At 29.5% G+C, this 23074-nt stretch carries 21 protein-coding genes; 2 read left to right on the top strand and 19 right to left on the bottom strand.

The window, feature by feature from the left end; all coding sequences use genetic code 11:
- Positions 1–190 precede the first annotated feature (190 nt).
- Together ACFSTE_RS05720 and ACFSTE_RS05715 are read right to left on the bottom strand one after the other, a co-directional pair.
- Positions 191–886, bottom strand: a complete 696-nt coding sequence (locus ACFSTE_RS05720) for an ABC transporter ATP-binding protein (protein WP_378257715.1) — start codon at positions 884–886, stop codon at positions 191–193.
- A 4-nt stretch (positions 887–890) separates the two neighbouring features.
- Complete coding sequence (locus tag ACFSTE_RS05715) at positions 891–2363, bottom strand: DUF5687 family protein (protein WP_176028226.1); 1473 nt, start codon at positions 2361–2363, stop codon at positions 891–893.
- 250 nt (positions 2364–2613) lie between these two features.
- Between ACFSTE_RS05715 and ACFSTE_RS05710 the strand changes: the two genes are divergently transcribed.
- Positions 2614–3666 carry a ferredoxin--NADP reductase gene (locus ACFSTE_RS05710; protein WP_176028225.1) on the top strand — a complete coding sequence of 351 codons (1053 nt, stop codon included), beginning with the start codon at positions 2614–2616 and terminating at the stop codon, positions 3664–3666.
- A gap of 82 nt (positions 3667–3748) precedes the next feature.
- On the opposite strand, the gene ACFSTE_RS05705 is transcribed toward ACFSTE_RS05710, so the two are convergent.
- The 3 genes from ACFSTE_RS05705 to ACFSTE_RS05695 all read right to left on the bottom strand — a co-directional run bounded on the left by ACFSTE_RS05705 (position 3749) and on the right by ACFSTE_RS05695 (position 6622).
- Positions 3749–4798, bottom strand: a complete 1050-nt coding sequence (locus tag ACFSTE_RS05705; protein ID WP_378298031.1) for a glycosyltransferase family 9 protein — start codon at positions 4796–4798, stop codon at positions 3749–3751.
- A gap of 27 nt (positions 4799–4825) precedes the next feature.
- A complete protein-coding gene (locus ACFSTE_RS05700; RefSeq protein ID WP_176028224.1) occupies positions 4826–5434 on the bottom strand; it encodes a DUF4254 domain-containing protein in 609 nt (202 codons plus the stop codon).
- Positions 5435–5704: 270 nt separating this feature from the next.
- The gene (locus ACFSTE_RS05695; RefSeq protein ID WP_378257721.1) at positions 5705–6622 is read right to left on the bottom strand and encodes a hypothetical protein; all 918 of its coding nucleotides are present in this window, start codon (positions 6620–6622) and stop codon (positions 5705–5707) included.
- 106 nt (positions 6623–6728) lie between these two features.
- Here ACFSTE_RS05695 and ACFSTE_RS05690 point away from each other — a divergent pair, with 106 nt between their 5' ends.
- On the top strand, positions 6729–6959 hold the full coding sequence (locus tag ACFSTE_RS05690) for a DUF6341 family protein (RefSeq protein ID WP_176028222.1): 231 nt from the start codon (positions 6729–6731) through the stop codon (positions 6957–6959).
- Positions 6960–7114: 155 nt separating this feature from the next.
- On the opposite strand, the gene purD is transcribed toward ACFSTE_RS05690, so the two are convergent.
- From purD to ACFSTE_RS05620, 14 genes are all read right to left on the bottom strand, one after another.
- Positions 7115–8386, bottom strand: a complete 1272-nt coding sequence (gene purD / locus ACFSTE_RS05685; protein WP_378257723.1) for a phosphoribosylamine--glycine ligase — start codon at positions 8384–8386, stop codon at positions 7115–7117.
- A 54-nt stretch (positions 8387–8440) separates the two neighbouring features.
- Complete coding sequence (locus tag ACFSTE_RS05680) at positions 8441–9751, bottom strand: O-antigen ligase family protein (protein ID WP_378257725.1); 1311 nt, start codon at positions 9749–9751, stop codon at positions 8441–8443.
- Between the two features lie 14 nt (positions 9752–9765).
- Positions 9766–10752 carry a UDP-glucuronic acid decarboxylase family protein gene (locus tag ACFSTE_RS05675; RefSeq protein ID WP_378257727.1) on the bottom strand — a complete coding sequence of 329 codons (987 nt, stop codon included), beginning with the start codon at positions 10750–10752 and terminating at the stop codon, positions 9766–9768.
- Between the two features lie 29 nt (positions 10753–10781).
- Positions 10782–12098 carry a UDP-glucose dehydrogenase family protein gene (locus ACFSTE_RS05670; RefSeq protein WP_378257729.1) on the bottom strand — a complete coding sequence of 439 codons (1317 nt, stop codon included), beginning with the start codon at positions 12096–12098 and terminating at the stop codon, positions 10782–10784.
- A 21-nt stretch (positions 12099–12119) separates the two neighbouring features.
- Entirely contained in the window at positions 12120–13490 is a 1371-nt protein-coding gene (locus ACFSTE_RS05665) for an exopolysaccharide biosynthesis polyprenyl glycosylphosphotransferase (protein ID WP_378257731.1), read from the bottom strand.
- Between the two features lie 51 nt (positions 13491–13541).
- Positions 13542–14864 (bottom strand): O-antigen ligase family protein, encoded by a 1323-nt coding sequence (locus ACFSTE_RS05660; protein ID WP_378298029.1) that lies wholly within the window; start codon positions 14862–14864, stop codon positions 13542–13544.
- A 3-nt stretch (positions 14865–14867) separates the two neighbouring features.
- A complete protein-coding gene (locus tag ACFSTE_RS05655) occupies positions 14868–16172 on the bottom strand; it encodes a hypothetical protein (RefSeq protein ID WP_378257735.1) in 1305 nt (434 codons plus the stop codon).
- Between the two features lie 14 nt (positions 16173–16186).
- Entirely contained in the window at positions 16187–17272 is a 1086-nt protein-coding gene (locus ACFSTE_RS05650) for an EpsG family protein (protein WP_378257737.1), read from the bottom strand.
- Entirely contained in the window at positions 17272–18411 is a 1140-nt protein-coding gene (locus ACFSTE_RS05645; RefSeq protein WP_378257738.1) for a hypothetical protein, read from the bottom strand. Before ACFSTE_RS05645 ends, ACFSTE_RS05650 begins: the two co-directional genes overlap by 1 nt.
- Positions 18408–19733, bottom strand: coding sequence for a hypothetical protein (locus ACFSTE_RS05640; RefSeq protein ID WP_378257740.1), 1326 nt, complete (start codon positions 19731–19733; stop codon positions 18408–18410). The genes ACFSTE_RS05645 and ACFSTE_RS05640 overlap by 4 nt, the downstream gene beginning before the upstream one ends.
- Positions 19734–19767: 34 nt before the next feature.
- A complete protein-coding gene (locus tag ACFSTE_RS05635) occupies positions 19768–20703 on the bottom strand; it encodes a phosphoglycerate dehydrogenase (protein ID WP_378257742.1) in 936 nt (311 codons plus the stop codon).
- Positions 20704–20838: 135 nt separating this feature from the next.
- Positions 20839–21522 carry an HAD family hydrolase gene (locus ACFSTE_RS05630; RefSeq protein WP_378298027.1) on the bottom strand — a complete coding sequence of 228 codons (684 nt, stop codon included), beginning with the start codon at positions 21520–21522 and terminating at the stop codon, positions 20839–20841.
- Complete coding sequence (gene pgl / locus ACFSTE_RS05625) at positions 21509–22192, bottom strand: 6-phosphogluconolactonase (RefSeq protein ID WP_378257746.1); 684 nt, start codon at positions 22190–22192, stop codon at positions 21509–21511. Before pgl ends, ACFSTE_RS05630 begins: the two co-directional genes overlap by 14 nt.
- A gap of 3 nt (positions 22193–22195) precedes the next feature.
- Positions 22196–23074, bottom strand: coding sequence for an NAD-dependent epimerase/dehydratase family protein (locus ACFSTE_RS05620; protein WP_378257748.1), 879 nt, complete (start codon positions 23072–23074; stop codon positions 22196–22198).

Genomic DNA, 23074 nt, shown 5'->3' with positions numbered 1-23074 from the left:
ATTTAACTTATCACTACTTATTTTGTACATGGAAAGTAGTTTCTTACTCTTGTGAAAAAATCCCAAAATGACATCCCTATAGCTATGTTTGCCTCAAAAAAAAGATCTTCACTAACAGCAAGTTGGTCTCAGATTTTTTTCCTCGAGCCTTACTTATTAAATACACTTGGAAATAGGCAAAGATCTCATACTATTTATTAAAGTGTGCTTCTAATTCCTGCAATGTCTCCTCAGAGGTTTTAATATCTCTTACAACTGTCCCTTTATCTAACACCACAATTCGCTCACAAACTTCAGTTACATGCATCAGGTCATGACTGGAAACCAATACGGTTACCTCGGGATTATCTGCCAATTCCTTGATTATTTTTTTTAAACGAATCTGAGTAGTTGGATCTAAATTAGCAAATGGTTCATCTAGTATAATCACCTCTGGGTTTCCTATCAATGTAGCTACAATTCCTACTTTCTTTTGATTTCCTTTAGACAGATCTCTCAAGTATTTCTTTTTACCCAAAATCTCTCCATGAAAGAAATCTTCATATGTAGCCAATAAAGTATCCACATCAGCTTTATATCTTCCCCTTAATTCTCCTATAAAATAGAAATACTCTTCGGCGGTCAGGTATCCTATCAAAAAGCTTTCGTCTATAAATGCTGCTGTAAACGACTTCCATTCTTCGCTTTCATCTACCCGAACTTCATTATTAGTAATAAACCCACTAGTCGGTTTTATCAAATCTAATAAGGTACTAAACAGGGTTGTTTTTCCAGCTCCATTATTACCAACTAACCCAAAACTACTCCCTTTTTCTATAGTAAGTTCTTCAATAGAGAGAACTACAGAGTCTACATACTTTTTTGTAAGATTTTGTATTGTTATCATTCCTTTATTTTTTTTGTTTATACGCCCATAAAGTTTTGTACTTTTCTGTTCGGTATATTTTCTCTATAATATCAAACACTTTATTTCTAAAAGCAAACCCTATTATTCCTGTAACAGCCACCAATCCATACCCTGCAGATGGGCTATGTGCATAATGTCCTATAGCATAAAAAATCATTGGCAATGCCATTTTAGGTAATGCTAATAACATTGTCTTCATATTAAATGCTTGTTTATCTCCAAACGGATTTTTATTGCTCGTCAGATCTATCGGGGTTTTTACATAGGCTCCTGCCCACAAAACAACATGAGAATTCACCCCCATATTGTAGATTGCTCCAACTAAAATAGCTACATATGCCTCCCACCCAAAATAGATATACGGAACAGATAATACTGTAGCAATAAGTGTAGCACAAACCATTAGCCACCATTTAGATGATAAGTATTCTTTATATCTTATATTTTGACTCATCATTAGTGGATAATATGAACTATCCCAACTAGGGACAAATTGACCAAAGCTTAACAGAAATCCACCCGAGACAAAGATTCCTGCAAATATCTTCCATACAGGACCTTCATAAGCATCAACCGAGTCTGTAAAAAACAGCAATCCATAAAACAGAAATAATATACTGACAATAACCGTAGAACGTGCCCGCTTATTTCTCTTAATCAGTTTTATATCATTTTTCAAAAAAACGGCGGTTTTACCAAACCTATCTAACCAATCCAGATTTTCTGTTTTTGCCTGCTCTGATTTTTCGGATAGTCCTGCATCGAGATACAGGTTTTTTCTGTACATTATAAATGAGAAATATATACTAATCAGCATTAAAATTACAGGGATTAACACCCAAAGAATATGAGTATACATTCCTTTAAAAAACGGGGATGAATACTGCGTAATATCAAAATACCCATAATATTGCAACCCTCCGAGAGTTGCCATAACTCCTCCAACAAGAACAACCAGCCAGTCTTTGTTATTGAGAAGAATATTGAGAAAATTATTATGATAGATCACCGCTATTAATCCGATATTCCACAAAAGAACTCCTAATGGATTATACCCATGTGATATCAACAATACGGAAAACGGAATAAAAAAGAAGGCATGAATGTAGTTAAAAAAAGAAAAACCGGTTTTTCCTAAGGCAAAAGAAGCAATTTTCTTTTTAGAAAAAGGCAATAGCAATAAAGGTTTAATGTTTACTACTGGCATTTTCTGAAGTGCATATCTAAAAACCAAATCAATAACGACCCAATAGATCAAAAACTGATTTACAAGCTCAAAAGGATCCAACCCCATCTCTTCTTTTATATAGAAAAAGCCTCCAATACTTCCTGCTACCATCATAAACATTAAATAAAACGCCCAAAATCCCATAAATACTTTCATCCATAAACTCGAGGATAACGAAGCGGCTCTCCAGAACGATTTTCGCTGTAATGTCACAAAATGTTTTATCATAATGAGAAGTGTTTTTACACAACCATTAGTGTCCATTTTCATAAAATGTTACAAAAAGCTTACAACTACCACTAAAACAAGACATTATTTTTATCTTGAAATCCTCCTTATTATACTATCAAAAATGGAGCTTTGTATAATTTTCGGCGAAATACCAGCTGCTCTCTTATCCATTTCTTATTTTTGTCTCGATTAACATATGGCGCTTCTGATTTTTAGATCAGGAAAAGATTAGATTTTATTATAAAACATGTCAACATTTCATTCACTGTCGATTAAAGACATTACACGAGAAACCTCAAAAGCAGTTGCTATTACCTTTGATATTCCGACTTCTCTTAAAGAACAATATCAATTCATCCCTGGACAATATCTGACACTAAAAACGACGATCAACGGCAATGAAGTTCGAAGAGCCTATTCTATCTGTAGTGCTCCTGATGATCATTTCATATCTGTAGCTATTAAAGAGATTGAAAACGGTCTTTTTTCTACCTATGCTAATCAACAACTTACCTCTGATGATGTGATAGAAGTACATCCTCCTGAAGGAACCTTTACCCTTGCAACTAGTCCAACAGCCAACAAAACATATTGTGCTTTTGCTGCCGGAAGTGGTATTACCCCTATCATGAGTATGATATATGCTGTTCTTCAAAATGAACCCAATAGTCGTTTCGTATTAGTTTATGGAAATAAAACTCCTGAAGAAACTATTTTTCATACTGCTCTTACAACCCTTCAGGCTAAGTATCCTGACCGGTTCTTTATTGAATTTATATATAGCAGAAGTAACGAGGTAGGAACTCATTTTGGAAGAATTGAGCGTTCAACCATCAACTTTATTGTCAAAAACAAATACAAAGACTATTCTTTTGATAACTTTTTTCTTTGTGGTCCGGAAGTAATGATTTCCACTGCGAAAGAGGTATTACTAGAAAATGCTGTTGCTGAAGATCAAATACATTTTGAATTATTCACATCTAGTAGTTCTACTTCATCTGAGGGGGCAAACCAAGAAGGAAAAACAAATATTACCATTTTAGTTGATGATGAAGAGGTTACCTTTGTCATGGATCGCAAAAAAACAATATTAGAAGCTGCTATTGAAGAAGATATCGATGTTCCTTACTCTTGTCAGGGAGGTGTTTGCAGCTCTTGTATCTGCAAAATAACAGAAGGAACTGCTGTTATGAGTAAAAACGGTATTCTTACTGATAGTGAAATAGAAGAAGGACTTGTCCTTGCCTGCGTTTCTCATGCAACTACGGATACTGTCTTTGTCGATTTTGATGATGTATAAAAACGATCTCTCTCACTATTTAGCAACGTTTATAAGTACATAAGTAAGAAATCTAAAGACCCCCGTATCCTTAATTTCTTATTTATGTGTTTTTTTCTATGGTGTATATCTTTTGAAGAACCTGTTCGGCAGTAATTGAATACATTACTTTTTCATACCCTTCCGGAACTTTATTCCCATAGATGGATGTCGGAATCTGATCATATGTAACTAAGTCTGGGAGCACAGCATTTGACAAGGGTTGACCAAAAGGCATAAATCCTGCATATGGATGTGTTACTCCCCAAATAGTAATAGTAGGCACCCCGAACATAGCTGCCAGGTGTGCATTCCCGCTATCCATAGAAACCATCATATCAAGGTTAGCGATCAATTTTAATTCTTCTGAGAAACGAAGTTTTCCTGCAATTGACACGGCATTTTTATATTTCTGCCCAAGGTTGTTCAAAATATCCTTTTCCTTCTTACCACCTCCAAAAAGCAATAGCTGAAACCGACTCTCCTTATCCAACGCTGCAATTACTTCCTCTATTCTTTCTAAAGGGTATATTTTGCCTTGATGCTGCGCAAAAGGAGCAATTCCAATCCACTTTTGCCCAGTTTCTGGAAGAATCTCAGATATCTGAGGAGTGAGTTTTATTCTTTCTCTCTTTACTGTTATAGAAAGATCAATTGGAAACCCTAAATATTTAAACACATCTGCATATCGCTGATGGGTAGTTTTTAAGGGTTTAAAATCTTTATTTTTTATTCTTGTCAAGGCTTTTTTCTCTGCTCTTCCCTTATCAATCTGAAAGACTTTAATTCCTGAAAAAGCAAAAAACCGCTTTAATATATTAGATCGCAATACATTATGAAGATCTGCTACTGCATCGATATTCAGTTTCTTTAATTCCAAGAATAAACGATACAAACCTACTACTCCTTTGTGTTTTCCTTTGACATCAGCTGCTACTACTGAGACATTTCTTAACTCAGAAAAAATTGGTGTAAAAAAAGCCCGTGTAAGTACTGTAATTCTAATTTCTGGATATGTTTCAATGAATCGTTCTAACACCGGTACTGTCATGGCTACGTCTCCCATTGCAGAGAGACGTATAACCAAAATATGTTTTATAGGGTGTTTCTGCATATAACAATCGACGGTAAAAAAGAGAAATTACTTTTGCCCTCTAAGAACAGGGTTTAATTCATCATCATTATACATCTTCATTTGTTTGTATACTTTCATATACTTATCTCCATTCTCTATATCTTGCAATAGTGTATCGATTGCTGTAGAAAGATCAACACGTTGCTCCAAAAGAACATTTAGTTTTTTCTGACATGCTTCTCTATGCGCATCTGTCGCATCAGCTCTATTTGCTTCTTCTTCCATATGATACACTTTTAGCGCAAGTATTGATAATCGATCAACTCCCCAAGCTGGGCTTTCTGTATTAATAGTGGCAGAGGGTTTTACTGCTACCGCTTTGTATTTTTCTAAAAAATAACTGTCGATATATTCTACCATATCCGTTCGATCCTGGTTAGAAGCATCAATTTGTCTTTTTAATTTTAGTGCTGCAACCGGATCTATTTGTGGATCCCTAATAATATCCTCATAATGCCATTGTACTGTATCAATCCAGCATTTTCTGTATAGTAAATGTTCTAATACCTCACTTTTGCTATCATATGGATTGGAGAACTCCTGGTCAACCGTATTAATGATATGATATTTGTCTATTACTTCTCTGAAAATCTGATTTGCTTTTTCTGTAAACATGTACTCTTATTTAAAACACTACCAAGTAGTTTTCTTTACTAATTATTAAGGAATATTTATTAATCCACGTATAAACACACAAATGTATTATATTTTCAACGAAGCCAAAACCTCTTTCAGGAGAAAACATGTTTTTTTGCTCGTTAATCAAGATTTAAATACTCCACGGAATATCCCAAATCAACATCCATTCTTTTTATTCTTACTCCATTGTGGTTTACTGAACTTACAACAAGGATGTATATATCGATCAAGAAATATTTCCAAAAGTTAAAAAAAGAGAAAAACAAAAGGAAGAAGTAAAAAGACCCCAAGATTAATTTCTCTAACCAAGGGACTATATTCTAACTTCATATAAGTAGTCCCCATTACTGACATTGGTCCGATTAAGAATACTAATTCAGTGGTATTCTTTATAGGTGCTATAAAAACTACAAAAACAGCTATTAACACATAAAAGATAATTAATTTTGCTACGGGTCTGTGGTTTACAGGAATTTTTTGGATATTGACTAGAAAAATTCCCATAAAGAAAAGTAAACATATCCCAAAAGATGTCAAGGTAAATAGAAAAGAAACATTTTTATAAGCTTCAAAATTAATAGAAATCGGATCGATATAGGAGTCTAAATCCAAAAAATGATCATATCTAAAAAGCATGTAGCAAGAAACAAATATATAGACGACCCCCAGTCCTGTTAAGGAAATGATCCAGTTTTTATAGCTTTTTGCTGCAAAAAATAACATTCCTATAAAAAGTACTATCATAAAACTAATACTCCAAAAATACAATACTGAAGCCATCCCATAACATATAGATGCTTCTAAAATAGATGATTTTATCGCTTTTTCATTTCTTAGATTACATACTCTTTCTGTTCCTACCACCACAAAAAAACTAGAAATTAACAGTGGTATTGCATTCATAACCTCCGGTGCCATCCCAATTAAAAACACATAGAAAAACACTGAGTAAAGGTTTCGACTAGACAGATTATATTTTCTAACTAGAAAATGAAGTATCAAAATAGAGATCACACTGATAATATATCCGGCACAAAAAGTCATCGCTACAGATGTGGTTTTCTCTTCTAATTTATAGTACCTAAGAAGAAAAAGAGTCAACAGGTATACTTTAATTATTATAAAATTAATAGGTTTCGTTTTGGTAAAAATGCTTGATAACATCGATGGTTTTTTATATTTTTGCCACTCAAATTACATACTTTGTAATTTTTAATTATTAAAGAGATTAAAAATAACCCTTTTTTACATAAGGAAAATATATATAAGCATGAAAGAGTTTTTTGAAGGTATCCAATCTTTATTTGAAAATGTACTATTTCTACCGATGCATTATTTCAGATCTTTGGAATTAGAAAATTGGACCATGGCCAACATTATGAATTGGCTTTTTATGCTAATTGGTTTTGTCGCTTTTATTTACTGGATGAAACAATTGCAGAAATTCAATGACAATAATGAAGAAGATAGAGATCAGACATCTCATTCTTTCTTGGGATAATTAAGAATTTACTCGGCTAGTCGAGATGTAAAATGATCAGAGATTCATTTCTGAATCAAACATTATTTTCTCCTGTATTGATACCGAGGTAATTTAAGTAAAACAAAAAAGCCTGAATTTATAAATTCAGGCTTTTTTGTTGTTGGTATAGGGATTTATAGATCGAAGCCCAAATCCTTTCTATAATACATTTTTTCGAAGTTCAATTTTTCGATATTTGTATATGATTTTTTTAATGCTTCTTTAAAATCCTGATCAAAAGAGGTAACCGCCAGTACTCTTCCTCCGTTTGTAATCACTTTTCCTTCTTCTATTTTTGTTCCGGCATGAAACACTAAAGAATCAGAAATTGAATCAATTCCTTTAATCTCTTTTCCTTTTTCGTAAGCCTCGGGATATCCTCCTGATACTGTCATTACAGTAGTAGCATATCTGCTATCTACTTCTAAACTTACTTCATTTAGTGTTCCTTGAGCTACATGCTGAAATAAGCTTACTAAATCTGTTTGTAACCTCGGTAATACAACCTCGGTTTCCGGATCTCCCATTCTTACATTATACTCAATTACTTTAGGTTCTCCTCCTACCTTTATCAGTCCAATAAAAATAAATCCTTTGTAATCTATCTCTTCTTTAGCTAACCCTTCTACAGTAGGTCTTACTACCTGTTCATCAATTTTAGACATAAATACGCTGTCTGCAAAAGGAACTGGTGAAATAGCTCCCATTCCTCCTGTATTTAGACCAGTATCTCCTTCTCCAATTCTCTTATAGTCTTTTGCTGTAGGAAGTGTCACATAATTCTTTCCATCTGTCAAAACAAAAACACTTAGTTCAATCCCATCCAAAAACTCTTCTACAACGACCTTTCTACTTGCTTCCCCAAATTTTTCGTTTGTAAGCATGTCTTCCAGCTCTTCTTGCGCTCTTTTTAGATCTTCTAAGATCAAAACTCCTTTTCCTGCTGCTAATCCATCTGCTTTTAACACATAAGGAGCTTGTAGTGTTTCTAAAAAACGTTTTCCTTCTGCTACGGTTTCTTTTGTAAAACTCTGATAAGCTGCCGTTGGAATATTATGTCTGAACAAAAATTCTTTTGCATATTCTTTACTCCCTTCCAATTGAGCACCTTCCTTTGACGGACCGATAACTGCTACATCTTTTAATGCTTCATCTGCATCAAAAAAATCTTTAATCCCTCTTACCAAAGGGTCTTCGGGACCGACGACAACCATGGTAATATTTTTTTCTATTACCAAATTCTTAATTGCAGGAAAGTCTGTTACAGCGATTGCAACATTTGTTGCTATTTTTGAAGTTCCCGCATTTCCTGGTGCCACATATAATGTATCACATTGTGGGCTATTCGCTATTTTATAAGCAAAAGTATGTTCTCTTCCTCCAGAACCAAGTACTAAAATGTTCATGTCAGCTATTTTTCTTACAGGCAAAAATAATTTTTTAGCTGTTCTACAGCTAATTTATTTTGAGTTATTCCCTAAAATAGGTTCATTCCTTATAATTCGACTACTCAAAATACTTCTTTTTTTAAGTAATAAGGGGATAATAATAGAAAAAAAGACGATTCCATTGAAACGAACAAGCATGGATTCGAATAATAATGAAATCAACAAAATCAAAAATACAGCTAACTCGTTAGGGCTTCTTCTCATTCGCCTACCTAAAATCACAAAAATAGCTGCTAAGACAATGAAACCTAACACACCTGTTTGTAACCAAGTCTGAAAAAATTGATTATGCGCATTATACTTTCTTTTTAAATTGTGCTCATACCCCAAGGTTGCATATTCCCTTAACAATATATCATTTGCATCTCCTGTTCCATATCCTAGAAAAGGAGATTCTCCTATCAGCTTGATACAAGCATCCCAAATCAAAAGTCTCGACTTTTCTGAGGACATCGCTTCATATGATTCGATATTCGTGAAATTACGTACTCTATTATAAAAAACTGACATCCTGGGATTATCTACAAAAACAAGTACGGCTAAGAAGAAAATTACAAACATGGTATATCTTCTATTTCTATCCCCAATATTGAAAATCAAAATCAAGGATATAATTGTCAATGCCAGATACGCCCATTTAGAGGCTAATAAAAATAAGTATGTAAATAGTATAAGTATGATTAACAACTGTAACCTGGAAGCTAACTTTCTTTTTAGATAAAAACTGAGCACCAGCAAAATATAAATTGATACATAATTGGAATTGACTAATCTCGAAAACTCTTCTCTAATAAAGAAATCCCAACCGGTAATTACAGTTTCAAGCAATTCTATAGAATCAATAGTTTCTATAATGATTCCTCTTTTTATTGCTTCTAATGTACTTTGAATCCCTAGTGCTAAATTAATAAAGAATGAAAACAATAAACCGACAAGTAAAAATTCAAAAAGTTTCCTAACAGCTGAAGCATCTTCTTTTACAAACAAAAAAATAATTGGAAATAGTAACAGAGACAATGATCTTTGCAATAACTTGATTCCATCATATACATTATCCGTATATAATAATCCTAATGTAAGAACAACAAAATATAAAGGAAACAGTAATAAAGCCTTATTATCTGTAATAAATTCCTTTTTAGATTTAAAGATATGAAGCACTCCCAACACAATCGCTAACACAAAAAACGGTGTTGGTAATTTAATACCTAAAGGAAGTAGAAAAAATGCTATGTATAAGCTATTCCAAAATATAGTAAGAATCCAGTTTTTATCTTCATCTCGATAAAAAAAATTACTGATGTTGGAAATTAGCTCTTTCATAAACACATTCTCATTTATTTTCTATTGAATGAAGAAAAGTCCTTGTGTTCGCTTTTATATAATTCCTCCTTAGATAAGCTTTTAAAATAATCTAGCGTTAGCTGCATTCCCTGTGCTCTATCTATTTTTGGTTCCCAGCCTAAAATTTCTTTTGCTCTTGTTATATCAGGCTGCCGCTGTAACGGATCGTTTACAGGTAATGGTTTATAAATGACTTTTTGGGTAGTTCCTGTTAGTTTAATAATTTCTTCCGCAAAATCTCTAATTGTTATTTCATGTGGATTTCCAATATTAACCGGATGCACGTAATCACTATGTAATAATCGATAAATCCCCTCTACCTGGTCATCTACATAACAGAAGGATCTTGTCTGTAAACCATCTCCAAATACTGTGAGGTCTTCTCCTCTTAACGCTTGTCCGATAAACGCAGGAATTACTCTACCATCATTTAATCTCATTCTCGGACCATAAGTATTAAAAATACGGACAATTCTTGTTTCTACTCCATGATACCTATGATAAGCCATCGTAATTGATTCTTGAAACCGTTTAGCTTCATCATATACCCCTCTTGGACCAATCGTATTTACATTTCCATAATAATCTTCTGTCTGTGGATGGACTAAAGGATCTCCATACACCTCACTGGTAGAAGCTATTAAAATTCTTGCGTTTTTCTCTCTTGCTAATCCTAATAAATTATGAGTTCCTAATGACCCGACTTTTAAAGTCTGGATTGGAATTTTTAAATAATCAATAGGACTTGCTGGTGATGCAAAATGTAAAATGTAATCTAAATTCCCAGGAACGTAAACAAATTTTGTAACATCATGGTGATAAAACTCGAAATTAGCGTGTTTAAACAGGTGCTCTATATTTTTTAAATCCCCAGTAATTAAGTTATCCATTCCTATAACATAATAACCATCAGCGATAAACCGATCACATAAATGAGATCCTAAAAAACCTGCTGCTCCAGTGATTAAAATCCTTTTCAATATACCTAATTTAAAAATGTAACCCTACTTTAATTAGCAATAACATCATTACGTCCTATAGAAAAATAAGATATTTCTTCTTTTTCTATATCCTTAATATTATATAAGTTTCTTCCATCAAAAATAACCTTTTCTCTTACTTCGGATTTAATTTTGTTAAAATCTGGTGTTCTAAAAAGACTCCATTCTGTACAAATGATTAACGCATCTGAATTTTCTATAGCATCATACATTGAATTTACAAGCTCTATTTTATCCCCATACTTTTTGGACACATTATCCATTGCTTCCGGATCATATGCTTTAATTCTGGCTCCTAATGATAACAATTCTTCTATCACATCTAAAGAAGGTGCTTCCCTAATATCATCCGTTTCAGGTTTAAAAGACAATCCCCAAACAGCCAGTGTCTTTCCTTTAATATCATTGTTAAAAAAAGTTTTAATCTTCGGGATCAATATTTTTTTCTGATGTTCATTAACTCTTATTACTGCATCTAAAATTTTAAAATTATATTCTTCCTTCTTTCCTGAATTCAGTAATGCTTTTACATCTTTAGGAAAACAAGACCCTCCATATCCAATCCCTGGAAACAGGAAGCGTTTTCCTATTCTGGAATCAGTTCCCATTCCAATACGAACCTTATCAACATCTGCTCCTACTTTCTCGCAGTAATTTGCTATTTCATTCATAAAAGTAATCTTAGTTGCTAAAAATGAATTCGCAGCATATTTTGTTAATTCAGCAGATTTCTCATCCATTATCAATATCGGGTTTCCTGACCTTACAAAAGGATTATATAACCTCTTCATTAATCCTATTGCTCGTTTAGAGCTACTTCCAACAATAATTCTTTCTGGTTTTAAAAAATCATTAACAGCAAACCCTTCTCTTAAGAATTCTGGGTTTGATACAACGTCAAAATCACATGCTGCTTTCATCGCAATTGTTTCTTTCACTTTATCTGCAGTTCCTACTGGCACAGTACTCTTATCTACAATCACTTTATATTGGCTTATCAAACCTCCTATTTGATCTGCTACTCCAAGCACATATGATAAATCAGCAGATCCATCTTCATCAGCAGGAGTTGGCAATGCTAAAAAAATAATTTCGCCATGCATTAGCCCCTCCTTAAGAGATGTAGTAAACGTAAGCCTTTCTGATTTTATATTTCGTTCGAAAAGAACATCCAAATGAGGCTCATAGATAGGTACTTCTCCTTTTCTCATTTTTTCTACTTTTTGGGCATCAACATCTACACATACAACTTCATTCCCTGTTTCTGCCAAACACGTCCCTGTTACCAAACCAACATACCCAGTTCCTATTACTGATATTTTCATTAATTCATGTAATTGTTTTTATTAAACTCCTCTTGAAAATAATACTGTCGTTATTGTTTTAAACAAAATTCTTATATCTAAAGTAACGGATCTGTTCTTAATATAATACAAATCGTATTCAAGTTTTTTTATTGAATCATCTAAATTTTCTCCATACTTATATTTCACCTGAGCCCAACCAGTAATACCAGGCTTAATGACGTGTCTTACTGAATAAAATGGATTCATTTGGTCTAATTGATCTACAAATACTTTACGTTCTGGTCTAGGTCCAATAAAACTCATATCACCTCTTATTACCGAGATAATTTGAGGTAATTCATCAATTCTAAATTTTCTAAGAGTTTTTCCAAATGTAGTTATCCTAGCATCATTACTTGTAGCCATTTTTGCACCTGCTTTCTCAGCATCAACTACCATAGAGCGAAACTTATATATCGTAAACTCTTTTCCTTTCTTACCAACTCTTTTTTGAGTATAAAAAAGAGGACCTTTATTTAAAAATAAGTTAAAAAAACAAACAATAGGAACAGCCACAACAAATACACTTCCCACAATAAAGCATAATAAAAAATCAATTATTAATGTAAATATTTTCTGAATATAATGGGATTTAGTGTTTTTTAAATGTAATACTTCATAAAAGTTATTTCCTAGTAGATTCAAAGGAAGTGCTTCATATGTTGACTCGTAAAAAGATGTAAAAGTAAAAACCTCTTTTCCAAAATACATTGCTTTAGTTAAAAACCTTTCCACTTCTTCTGGTATATTTTGATAGTTTTTAATTCTAATAATAACAGTTTCAATTCTTTCATTAATCTTATCTAAACGTTTAGGATTTTTTTTAAAAACTTCATTATCTGTAGAAATGTTTAATTTTACATTATAACCATTAGAGTTTTTAATGCCTTCAATGCTTTTTATATGCTCCTTTATTTCTTTTTTGAAAGCTTCTTCATATATAAAAATAGTATTTTTTAAAAATGGTTGAGAAATAAAAAAATTTGAACATAGTAACCTCCATGCTGTTAAAGAGAAAGGCATAAGAGCTAGAAAAACCATCAAATAAGGTCTACTAACTGTTGTGTTAATCAACAAAACAGTTAAGAAAAAAACAGAAAAAGAATACAAAACACCAACCACAAGAGATAATCTAAAAATTGTGATAGGCTTTGAAGCTCTTTCTAAATTATATATATCTAAAACATATGCAATCATAGAAAAAAGTATGATTCCAACTATATATATAGTTAACCCATGTTTCTCATAATCAAAAGTTCCTCTTAAAACTCTATTTGTCATCAAATATAAATAGAGAAAAACAATTATTATGTCTACTAAAAACAAAAACAATTTTCTTTCTAAAACATTAAGGGTAAAAACTTTATTCATTAATAAATTATTTATAAAAATCTTTAAGTAAACAAATCTAATCAAAATATGTTATTGCATTCTCATATCAGTTTTTCTTTTACTTATTAAAAAGAAAAAACTATTAAAAAAGAAAAAAAAGACTATACCATATTGCCTATTTAAAATATTCTCTGTTAGCATACTTAAACAAATTAATAGCAAAAACATCATGTACAAATAATTTTGTTTTTCATTTGCTTTTTTTAAGTACAAACAAAAAGCTGCAATTATTAATATTAAGCCAACAATTCCATATCTAATTATGTAATCAAGGTATTGATTATGAGTATTAGTGTTATTAGTCGCTAGATATTTAAAATCATTTTTTAGATACTTAGCTTTTAAGTTCTTTTTAATATCTCCAGTTCCGACACCTAACAATAACTTTTTTTCTTCTTTTATTACATCAATAGATGATCGCCAAATATAAACTCTATTCGTTTTCTTCCAAGAATTAATCGAAGAATCTATACCATACTGGTTGTAATCATAAGTGTCTTCTATATTATCTCCATTAATTAACTTGTAATAGTTATTAATTTCCTGAATAAATGAATTAGGCACGTTTTTTATGTATAAGGCACATAAAAATGAAATACATAAAAAGGAAACTACAATAACGGTTCTTGTTTTTTCTTTAAAGCTCTTAAATAGAGAAATAATAAATGCTACAAATAGAGAAATAATTGATGCTATTAACGGCATTTTAGCCATTAGTGATAAGTTAAAAGCAAATGTCAAAATCAGCAGAAATAAGAAAAAATATTTATTTCTCTTTTTATTTACTATACAATAATAATGATAACTGATTAAGGAGCAAAAACCTAAATACATTGAAAAGTATGAAGGGTGCATTGCTCTTAATTTAAAAAGTTGATTAACTTGAATAAATATTTCTTTCCAATACTCCAAAATAAATATCAGCTCTATTTCTATTATTCCAATCACAAATAATAAATATTTTAGAACACATGATCCCAAAAAAAGTAAAAAAATATAATTAATATTTATTCGATAATGGTTATTAACAACAGAAAAAAGAATAGGGAAAATTAACGAGCTTAATCCATGCTCTACATATTTTCCACCTTCTCGCATGTCTGAAGTTATAGTTAACCAAGTAATTGAAACCCAAAAAAAAACAGACGTAATTAAAAAAGGTTTTAACCTTATAATTAACCTTTTTTTCTTCATTAAAGTATATATTATTAAGCCTACACTAATAATAATAATAGATATTGAGTTTAACCAAATACTCCAAGGAAGAATTGATATTGATAAAGCTAATGCTAAACTTAAAAGATCTATTTCTTTTAAAAATTCTTTTATTTTTTCTCCTAAAGTCAAACCCATTCTTTATTTAAATGATCTTTCAAAAACAAATTTACTTTCTTCATTTTTAACTGTATAAAGTTTAATTTTATCAATCTTTTCTGGTAAATCAATTTCAAATATAGCTAATTGATTCTCTCTTGTTTTTATACTAAATGTATTTTTTAACTTTATTTCTTTTAAAACAGAGTTTTCTTTTATGGAAGAAAAAAATCTTAATTTCAAATTATAACTATCCAATTTATCTAGATTATGAGTAACTAAATATCCTGTTCTATTATTAAAAAACAACGAAAGATCCCTTTCTTGATTATAATAAACTAAAGGTATATTGTTAAATATTAAATTTTCTAAAAGCGCTATATTCCTATCTTCCTCTGTTTTTATATTTTTAATCCAAGTAAATTGTCTACTTGATTTATAGATAGACTCAGGAATGTATACTTTCTTTAATATCTTTTTTACCGAATCTATTTTTTGACCAATAATTAACTCTTTATATACTTCTTTAATATTCAAATTCTGAACAAAAACGCCTTTATTATCTTTTATAAAAACTTCTTTTGAATCTATTCTTTTATATTCCCGTTTTTTCTCGTGTTTTTTCTGTATTTCTAAGTAAAAATTTCCTTTATCAAGTCCACTTTTCTTTATATCTTGAAATATATATAACAACCTATTAAAATTTGAATTAAAGTAAATCGAAAACATCTTTTTTTTATTGTCTTCATAAATTTTAAATCCAATGTTTGGTAATGTACGTTTATACTCTTTAATATTTTCTGAAAACAAAAAATTAAAAATATTTTTTTCATCTAAATAAAAGCTACTATCCGATAAAAATGCTCTTGTTAGATAGGCTTTTTCTTTAAAAACAGAAGTCCATGACTTTCTTTTGCCTTTATATTGTCCAGTAACAATCGCATCTATATTATATGGTAATTGTAGAGGTTTAATAATTATAAAGTTTCTAGACTCACTATTTATAAGTTCATTTTTTTTTAGAGGCAAATTTATAAAACCAGTTTTGATTCTTTTTTCTGGTAGATCTGTTTTATCTGAAGGAAACAAGTGCAAAAAAAAACTTCCGTTATTTTCTAATTTCTCTTTTTTCCAAAAATGATAAATTAACGTATTCGTTTTAGGAAAAAAATTGACTCTCGTCCTTTGAATTTCACTGTTGTAAATTCTAATTGAGTTTCTATCTAGAAAGTTTCTTATAAATTTATATGTAGCAACAGTACTGCTCTTTTCCTGATTTAAATCCTTTTTTTTACATGAAATAGAAAACAACGAAAATAAAACTATTCCAAAAACTAACTTTTTCACTTTAACTTCTTTTTTTAAAATAAAACCAACTTTTCTCCCATATTAAAAATTATAGACTTATGATTAAATACATATAAAGAATATGCAATACTTATAATTATTGTAATATAACTTACTATAATTTTATTTCTAATAGATTTCAAATTTTGTATACTTCCAATTACTATTATTGGTATAAATATATCTGTGTATAATATTAATCTTGAAAACATCCCATCAAACCTAAAAAGTAAAAAAGAAGCTATCGAAAAAGCAAAGAAAAATCTATAGGCATGTTCATATTTATTTTCCTTGCTCCTCAAATACAAAAACAAGAAATTAAAAATAAGTAGTATACTTAATTTAATCTGAGAATTTGTAGAAGCCCTTTGGAAATTACTATAAAAATCAATTTTTTGCTTTATAAAAACAGGAAGAGGGAATATATTTAATAAATGTATAAAAACCGAAAAATAACCTATTAAAAAAGCTAAAACCATAATTAATAGTTTTGTTTTATTAGTCGTATCAAAAAATCTTGTAAAAAATGAAAAAAGACTTCCTTTATGACTAAAAAAAGCTGAAATCTTAAATAAATTAATTCTAGTGTTCGTATTAGAGCTTAAGCTCATCAATAAAAGTGAAGAAGCTAAGCCTTGTCTTATAACATTCCCATGTATTAAATAGAAAGACGAACTATTTACCATAAAAAACAAACCAAGAAACATCAACGATTTATACTCTTTAAAAAAATAGAAATAAGCCAAAAAAGTTAAAGAAATACTTATTATTAATTGAAAAGTAATATAATTTTCATTGTCAAATCCTATTAGATGTGATAATGGCATGATAGCAAAAAATAAGAAGTCTCCTTTCCAAGCTGTTTGTGAGGTGAAAATATCTACGAAATTTTTATTAAAATCATAAAATTTCATATAGTTAGGTAGATCAATATTTGCAGTATAGTCTCTATTTATAAAAACAATTAATAATAATAATAATAGTAATAACATAAAAACAAACTTAAATAAGTTTGTCTTTTGCAGTTTTGAAAAAAGAAAATACACAACTAAAAATAATACAGAAATAACCTGTAATACAATTGGTTTATATATTTCCATTAAATAATATTTATTAAAAAATTAGTTATTATTTCAAATGGATGGGTTTCCTTGTTTTCAAAAAAATAAGAAATTTCTTGTGAAGATTCTAACCGGTCCTTTCTTATAATTGTATGGCATAATTCTTCTATATTATAAAAAACCTTATTAGCAGAGTTTAAAAAATAGTGTGGTATTTTTTCATTGTTAATTTCTAATAAAAAAACATTTGCATCTTCATTAATTGCCAGTGCCAATAAAGATGAATAATGACCTATATAATAGCCTGTAATAGGGAAATCATATAATAATTCTCCTCCATTATTAATTACACTTTCAAAAATAGTTTTGTCTGATCTAGGGTGAAGTTTTATCAGTAGCTGTTCTTTAAATGTTTCAGAAATTTTATCTATTATTTTTTTATAATCTACTCTATCCATTCTTCCATCTTCAACAAAAGTCTGTGCTATATAACAAACTTTATCTTTCTCTACATTTTGAACTCTATTCTTAATAAACACATGATAGTCAGGATTTCCTATTGTCGTAAATTGATCAACTGACTTGTAAAAATGATTTTTCATAAACCACTTTTTCCAATAATCTCCCCAAACAAAGATATGGTCAGATTGGATAAGTTCTATTTTTTTCTTGAATTTTTCACTTATAAGATTATTTACATTCTCAGATTTTACAAAATCTTTATTAATTAAATACAAAAATACACTTGCTTTTAACTTAAGTAGAAAATAAAACAAATATTTAAAATAGGTAATCTTTCTATTTATTGCTGAAAAATACCCTAAAAAACTTCTTTCTAAAAACTCAGCATACATACCATGTTGCTGTTGATAACATCTTACTCCTATTTTTTTTAGCTTATAAGTCCAATATAGGTCAGGAATTCTATAACTATAATTAATAAAGATGATATCAGAATTATTATCTTTCTTTTTTAACTCTTTATAAACCTTTGAAATATTCCTATTCGTTATTTTTTTATTTAAATTTTTTTTAATCTTCTCTTTTTCAACAAAGGAATCATATACCATTACTACTTTTTCAGAAACTTCATTTTCAACAAAGTACTTAGATAAAGGAATTACATAACGATTAAAATTCGAATAGTGTACTTCATATATTAGGATTTTACTAATCATAAAATTCTTTTCTTTTTTAATAATGAAATAAGTATGATAATATCCAAGGCAGATTTAGTAATTAATGCTAAATAATGATATTCTATTTCTTTTAAGTAACCTAAGAAAATTACTATACAAATATAAATAATCGTAGTAAAAACAAGGAATAAGCTTACTACTTTGATTAAACCTATAGCTTGTAATGGGCGAACAAGTAATATAACAAAGTTGGTTAAAATGGTAGCAAAAAGTAATGAAAAAGAATTTTTCTCTATAAATAAAGAAAAACTCTCTCCTAACCACCATCCTAAAATACTGTTCAAAAAGAAATAGCTAAAAATTACCACTATAAAAAATATACAAAAAACCCCAATAATTTGAGTTTGTAAGTTTTTTCTTATTTTTTCTAAGTTTTTTTCTTGATACCACACTGAAATTGCAGAAAAATACACTATTGAAATTGTTCCTGTGATAATAGCTACCCTATTAAAAAGGTCTAGCATAGTAACTTGATCCGAGATTATAATAGTATTAAAAAAAACAGCATAATAAAAACGATCAAAAAACAATACTATTGCAGATGTTAAAAAAAACAAACTGAAATAAAAAGTTTCTTTTAAAAAGCTTAAATCAAATTTAAATATTCTTACAAGAAATTCTTTTCCAATAGGTGAAGGTAATTTAAAATGAAATTTGTTTTTGAATTGAAATACTCTAAAGTAATACACTGAATAAAGCATACAATAAAAAACAGATAACATCATAGCAATCCCTTTTAGAGATACCCCAAATAACAGTATATAAATAAAAGGGATTAAAAATAACATTGCTGCTGTTATAGCTCTTACAATTGCTAAAAAATAAAAATCACTAAATGACTCTAAAATAGACCTATATGGAATTATAATAAAAACTAAAAAAAAGTTAAAAATAGTGATCTGATAAAAACTAAAATCACTTCCTGTTTTTAAAATACTGAAATTGCCTAACTTGTATGCGAGCAATAAAACAATCTGTAATATTATAAAAAACACTATTCCTAAAAAATAAGAAAAAGAAACGCATTCTTTTAGCTCATACAGTATCTTATCATACTTTTTAAGCCCTATTACCTCTGAAACTCTTCTATTTAGGGCAGGTCCTATTCCAAATGAAAAATAGTTTGATAAAAAAATAAGACTTATTCCTGTTGAATATTTTGCCCAAAAATCTTTTCCCATTCCATTAATAAGGAAAGGAGTTAAAATAAGTGCAAGTAGAATAGGAATAATTTGAAAAGCAATATTAAATATTGCTTTTTTAAACACGTTATTTGATTTATATCTATTATTTTCAGACATTTTTATCAATAAAACTTAAGAACTACTTAATGTTTCAGCTATTTATTAACTTTAGCAAATTATTTACTGCCATAGAACCTTGCTTTTGAACACTTTGATATGTTCTTGAGCCCACATGTGGTGTAATAATTACATTATCTACCCCTTTTAACATTTCATCATCAAGTATTGGTTCATTAGCCAAAACATCAGTAAGATATCCTCTTAATTTTTTTTCTTTTAAACCTTCTATTAAGGCAGTAGAATCGACTAACATTCCTCTTGCCGTATTAATTAAAATTGGCTGCTTTTTGATTTTGTTAAAAATAACTTTTCTATTTATTAAATGTTCAGTTTCTGAAGTATGTGGTAAATGCAAGCTAATCACATCTGCTTGTTCATATATTACATCTAAAGATGTAACAAAAGAAACCTCTTTATGATTAGATAAAAAATCTTCATCTTTATACAAATCAAACGCTATAACACTCATTCCTAGTGCATTAGATTTTTTTGCTAATTCTTTTCCTACAGAACCTAGACCAATAATTCCAATTGTTTTTCCTTCTATTTCGTTTCCAATCCATCGTTTCCAGCTACCTTTTTGTACAGAATTATACTGAAGATGTACATTTCTTTCAAAAGTTAATAACAAAGCTAATACATGTTCCGAAACAGAAACTTGATTTACAGCAGGACAATTAGTAACAGGAACCCCATATTTCTTAGCAGCTTCTAAGTCTATACGATCCAAACCTACTCCATATTTAGAAATATATTTTAAGTTTCCTTCTACTCCTTTTTTTATTACAGCTTCTGTATATTCATCATCCCCACATATTACCGCATCATAATTATGAATAATTGGCAATAACTCCTTCTCTAAAATTGGACCTCTCAAAGTATCTATTTCAAAGCCTTGACTATATAATAAATCTTGATGTACACCGGGTGTATCTTGAAATGATGTGGTTGTTAAAAGTATTTTCATTTGTTATTTAATAATGGTTATAACAATTATTATTAATTATTCTAAAGCGTACTTTATTCACAAAAATTAATCATTTAATAGTATATTCAATTTTTTCAAATATTAAAAAGTAAGCCAATAAATTATAAAAAGAAATTACTTCCTTTTCACAAAATATTCTTTTAACTGCTTTTCTAAGGTTTCAAAATCTTTAAAACGAATCCCTTTATAATCCTCAAAAATGCATTTATTTTCCTCATTCTCCTTTAGAGCAAAATGAAGTTTAGAAAAGGAAGCTGCATCTTGATCTGTTGTTGCATCTCCTAAAAAAAAAGTCTCTTCACGTTTTAAGTTATAGTTCTCAATTAAATATTCAGTCCAATATCTTTTCCTTTCAGGAGAACCATGTATACCTAAAAAGTAACTGGTTAGACCTCTTTCTCTAGCTATAATTTCTATTTCTGTTGTAGGTGTTCCTGTTATTATCCAAAAATTTAATCTCTTATAATATTTTTCAAGAAAGGCTTTTACTCCAGAAACCTCATTAGCATAAATTACTTTTTTTAATACTAACTCAGAAAACTCTTGTGCTAATTCCTGCGTCCTTTCATTTGAAATGTTTTTTCCAAAAAACTTTTTCTCCCAATATCTAAATTTCTCATACCTAGAAACTCCTCCATGTTTCATATGATACTCCACAACTTTATTAGCGATTTCCTCTCCATAAGGCATATACATTTCTCTAAAAGCTTCTGTTTTTGCTGCAACAGATTCAGCTATTACTCCATCAAAATCAAAAAATATATTCTTTATTATCATGTTATGTTTATTCTCTTTCAATAATCCAACTTATATTTCTTTTTTGATCTACAATTCTTTGCATTGGAAAATTTGTCTTTCCGTTTTTATACATCTGTTCAAAAACCTGTCTTTTCTTCTTTCCTTTTATCATAATCATTGTTTCCTTGGCATTTAATAAAACAGGGTATGTTAAAGTTATACGATCCATATTCAATTGAGGAACATTATTTCTAACCACAATTCTTTTTTGTTCAGAAAGAGCAATTGTTTCAGGGAATAAAGATGCTACATGACCATCTTCACCCATTCCTAAAACAATTAAATCGAATACTGGTACTTCTTTATCTAATTCAACTTCCTTTAATAAAAGATCTTCATATTCTTTAATTGATTCATCAAAAGTAAATTTTTCATCTACCATTGAATAACAAGATGATGAAACATTATCAAAAAAGATTTTTTTTATATTACCAAAATTACTTTGAGCATCATCTATTGAGACACATCTTTCGTCTACCATAAAAAAATGGAATTTCTCCCAACTTAAGTTTTCTTTTGCTAATTCAGCTAAAATAGGCAAAGGAGTATTTCCTCCTGACAAAGCTACCGTAATTTTATTCTTTTTCTGCTGTAATTTAATAAACTGATGTTTTAATAAACTAACGGCAACAGCGTCATAATCAGATTTTGGAATTTTATGAATTTCCATAAATTAACCTTTATTATAAACCGCCCTGATACACTCTAATAACCCTTGCCCCATATCAATATGAGGGTTTGCTATTAATTTTTTACTCACACTAGGCTCAAATGAGTAAGGAGTAAACTTATAATGATTATTATATCCTGAGTCATTGCATTTAATGTCTAAATCATTATTAAGGATTTCTTTTATCATTTCAAACAGCTCTATTCTTTTCATTCTTTCTGTACCCGTTAGAATAACGTGGCGGTTTTCATATGAATTCGATTCAATGACATCTACAGACAACTTTGCTGCATCTGCTGCATGTATATACTCTCTAATTTCATTACCATCTCCTTTATGATCTATTTTTTTATTAAGTACAGCAGCTTTAACTAGATTATAAATATAATTATTGTTATACTCTCTTTCTGAATAAACTGATCCATACCTTAAAATTATAAAAGTCAAATCATATTTTTTATGATATTCCTCTATTATTTTTTCTGAAGCCAGTTTACTAATTCCATAAAAAGAACCCTTATTACTCATAGCATATGCACTACTTGCATATATATATTTTTTAATCTTATTTTTTATACATTGCTCAAGAATATACATATTTGCAATAACATTAAGGTTAATTGTTTTTAACGGAAATTTTATTGCATTATCTAAATTTGCAAATCCTGCCAAATTATAAACAATATCAAATGTGTCATTTTCAAAAATGGATATTACTTCATTTTCATTCGATATATCACAGTAAATAAATTTAACTTTATTTTTCAAATCATCATCTTCAACAATATCTGCTACAGTAACATTATACTCTTTTTGTAAAAGTTCTTTTACTAAGTAATATCCCAAAAAACCAAACCCTCCAAATACTAAAACACGTTTCAT

Source organism: Aquimarina hainanensis (assembly GCF_042684685.1).
Classification (GTDB): Bacteria; Bacteroidota; Bacteroidia; order Flavobacteriales; family Flavobacteriaceae; genus Aquimarina; species Aquimarina hainanensis.
The sequence above is the reverse complement of the archived record's forward strand: the minus strand, read 5'-3'. Positions and strand labels throughout refer to the sequence as shown.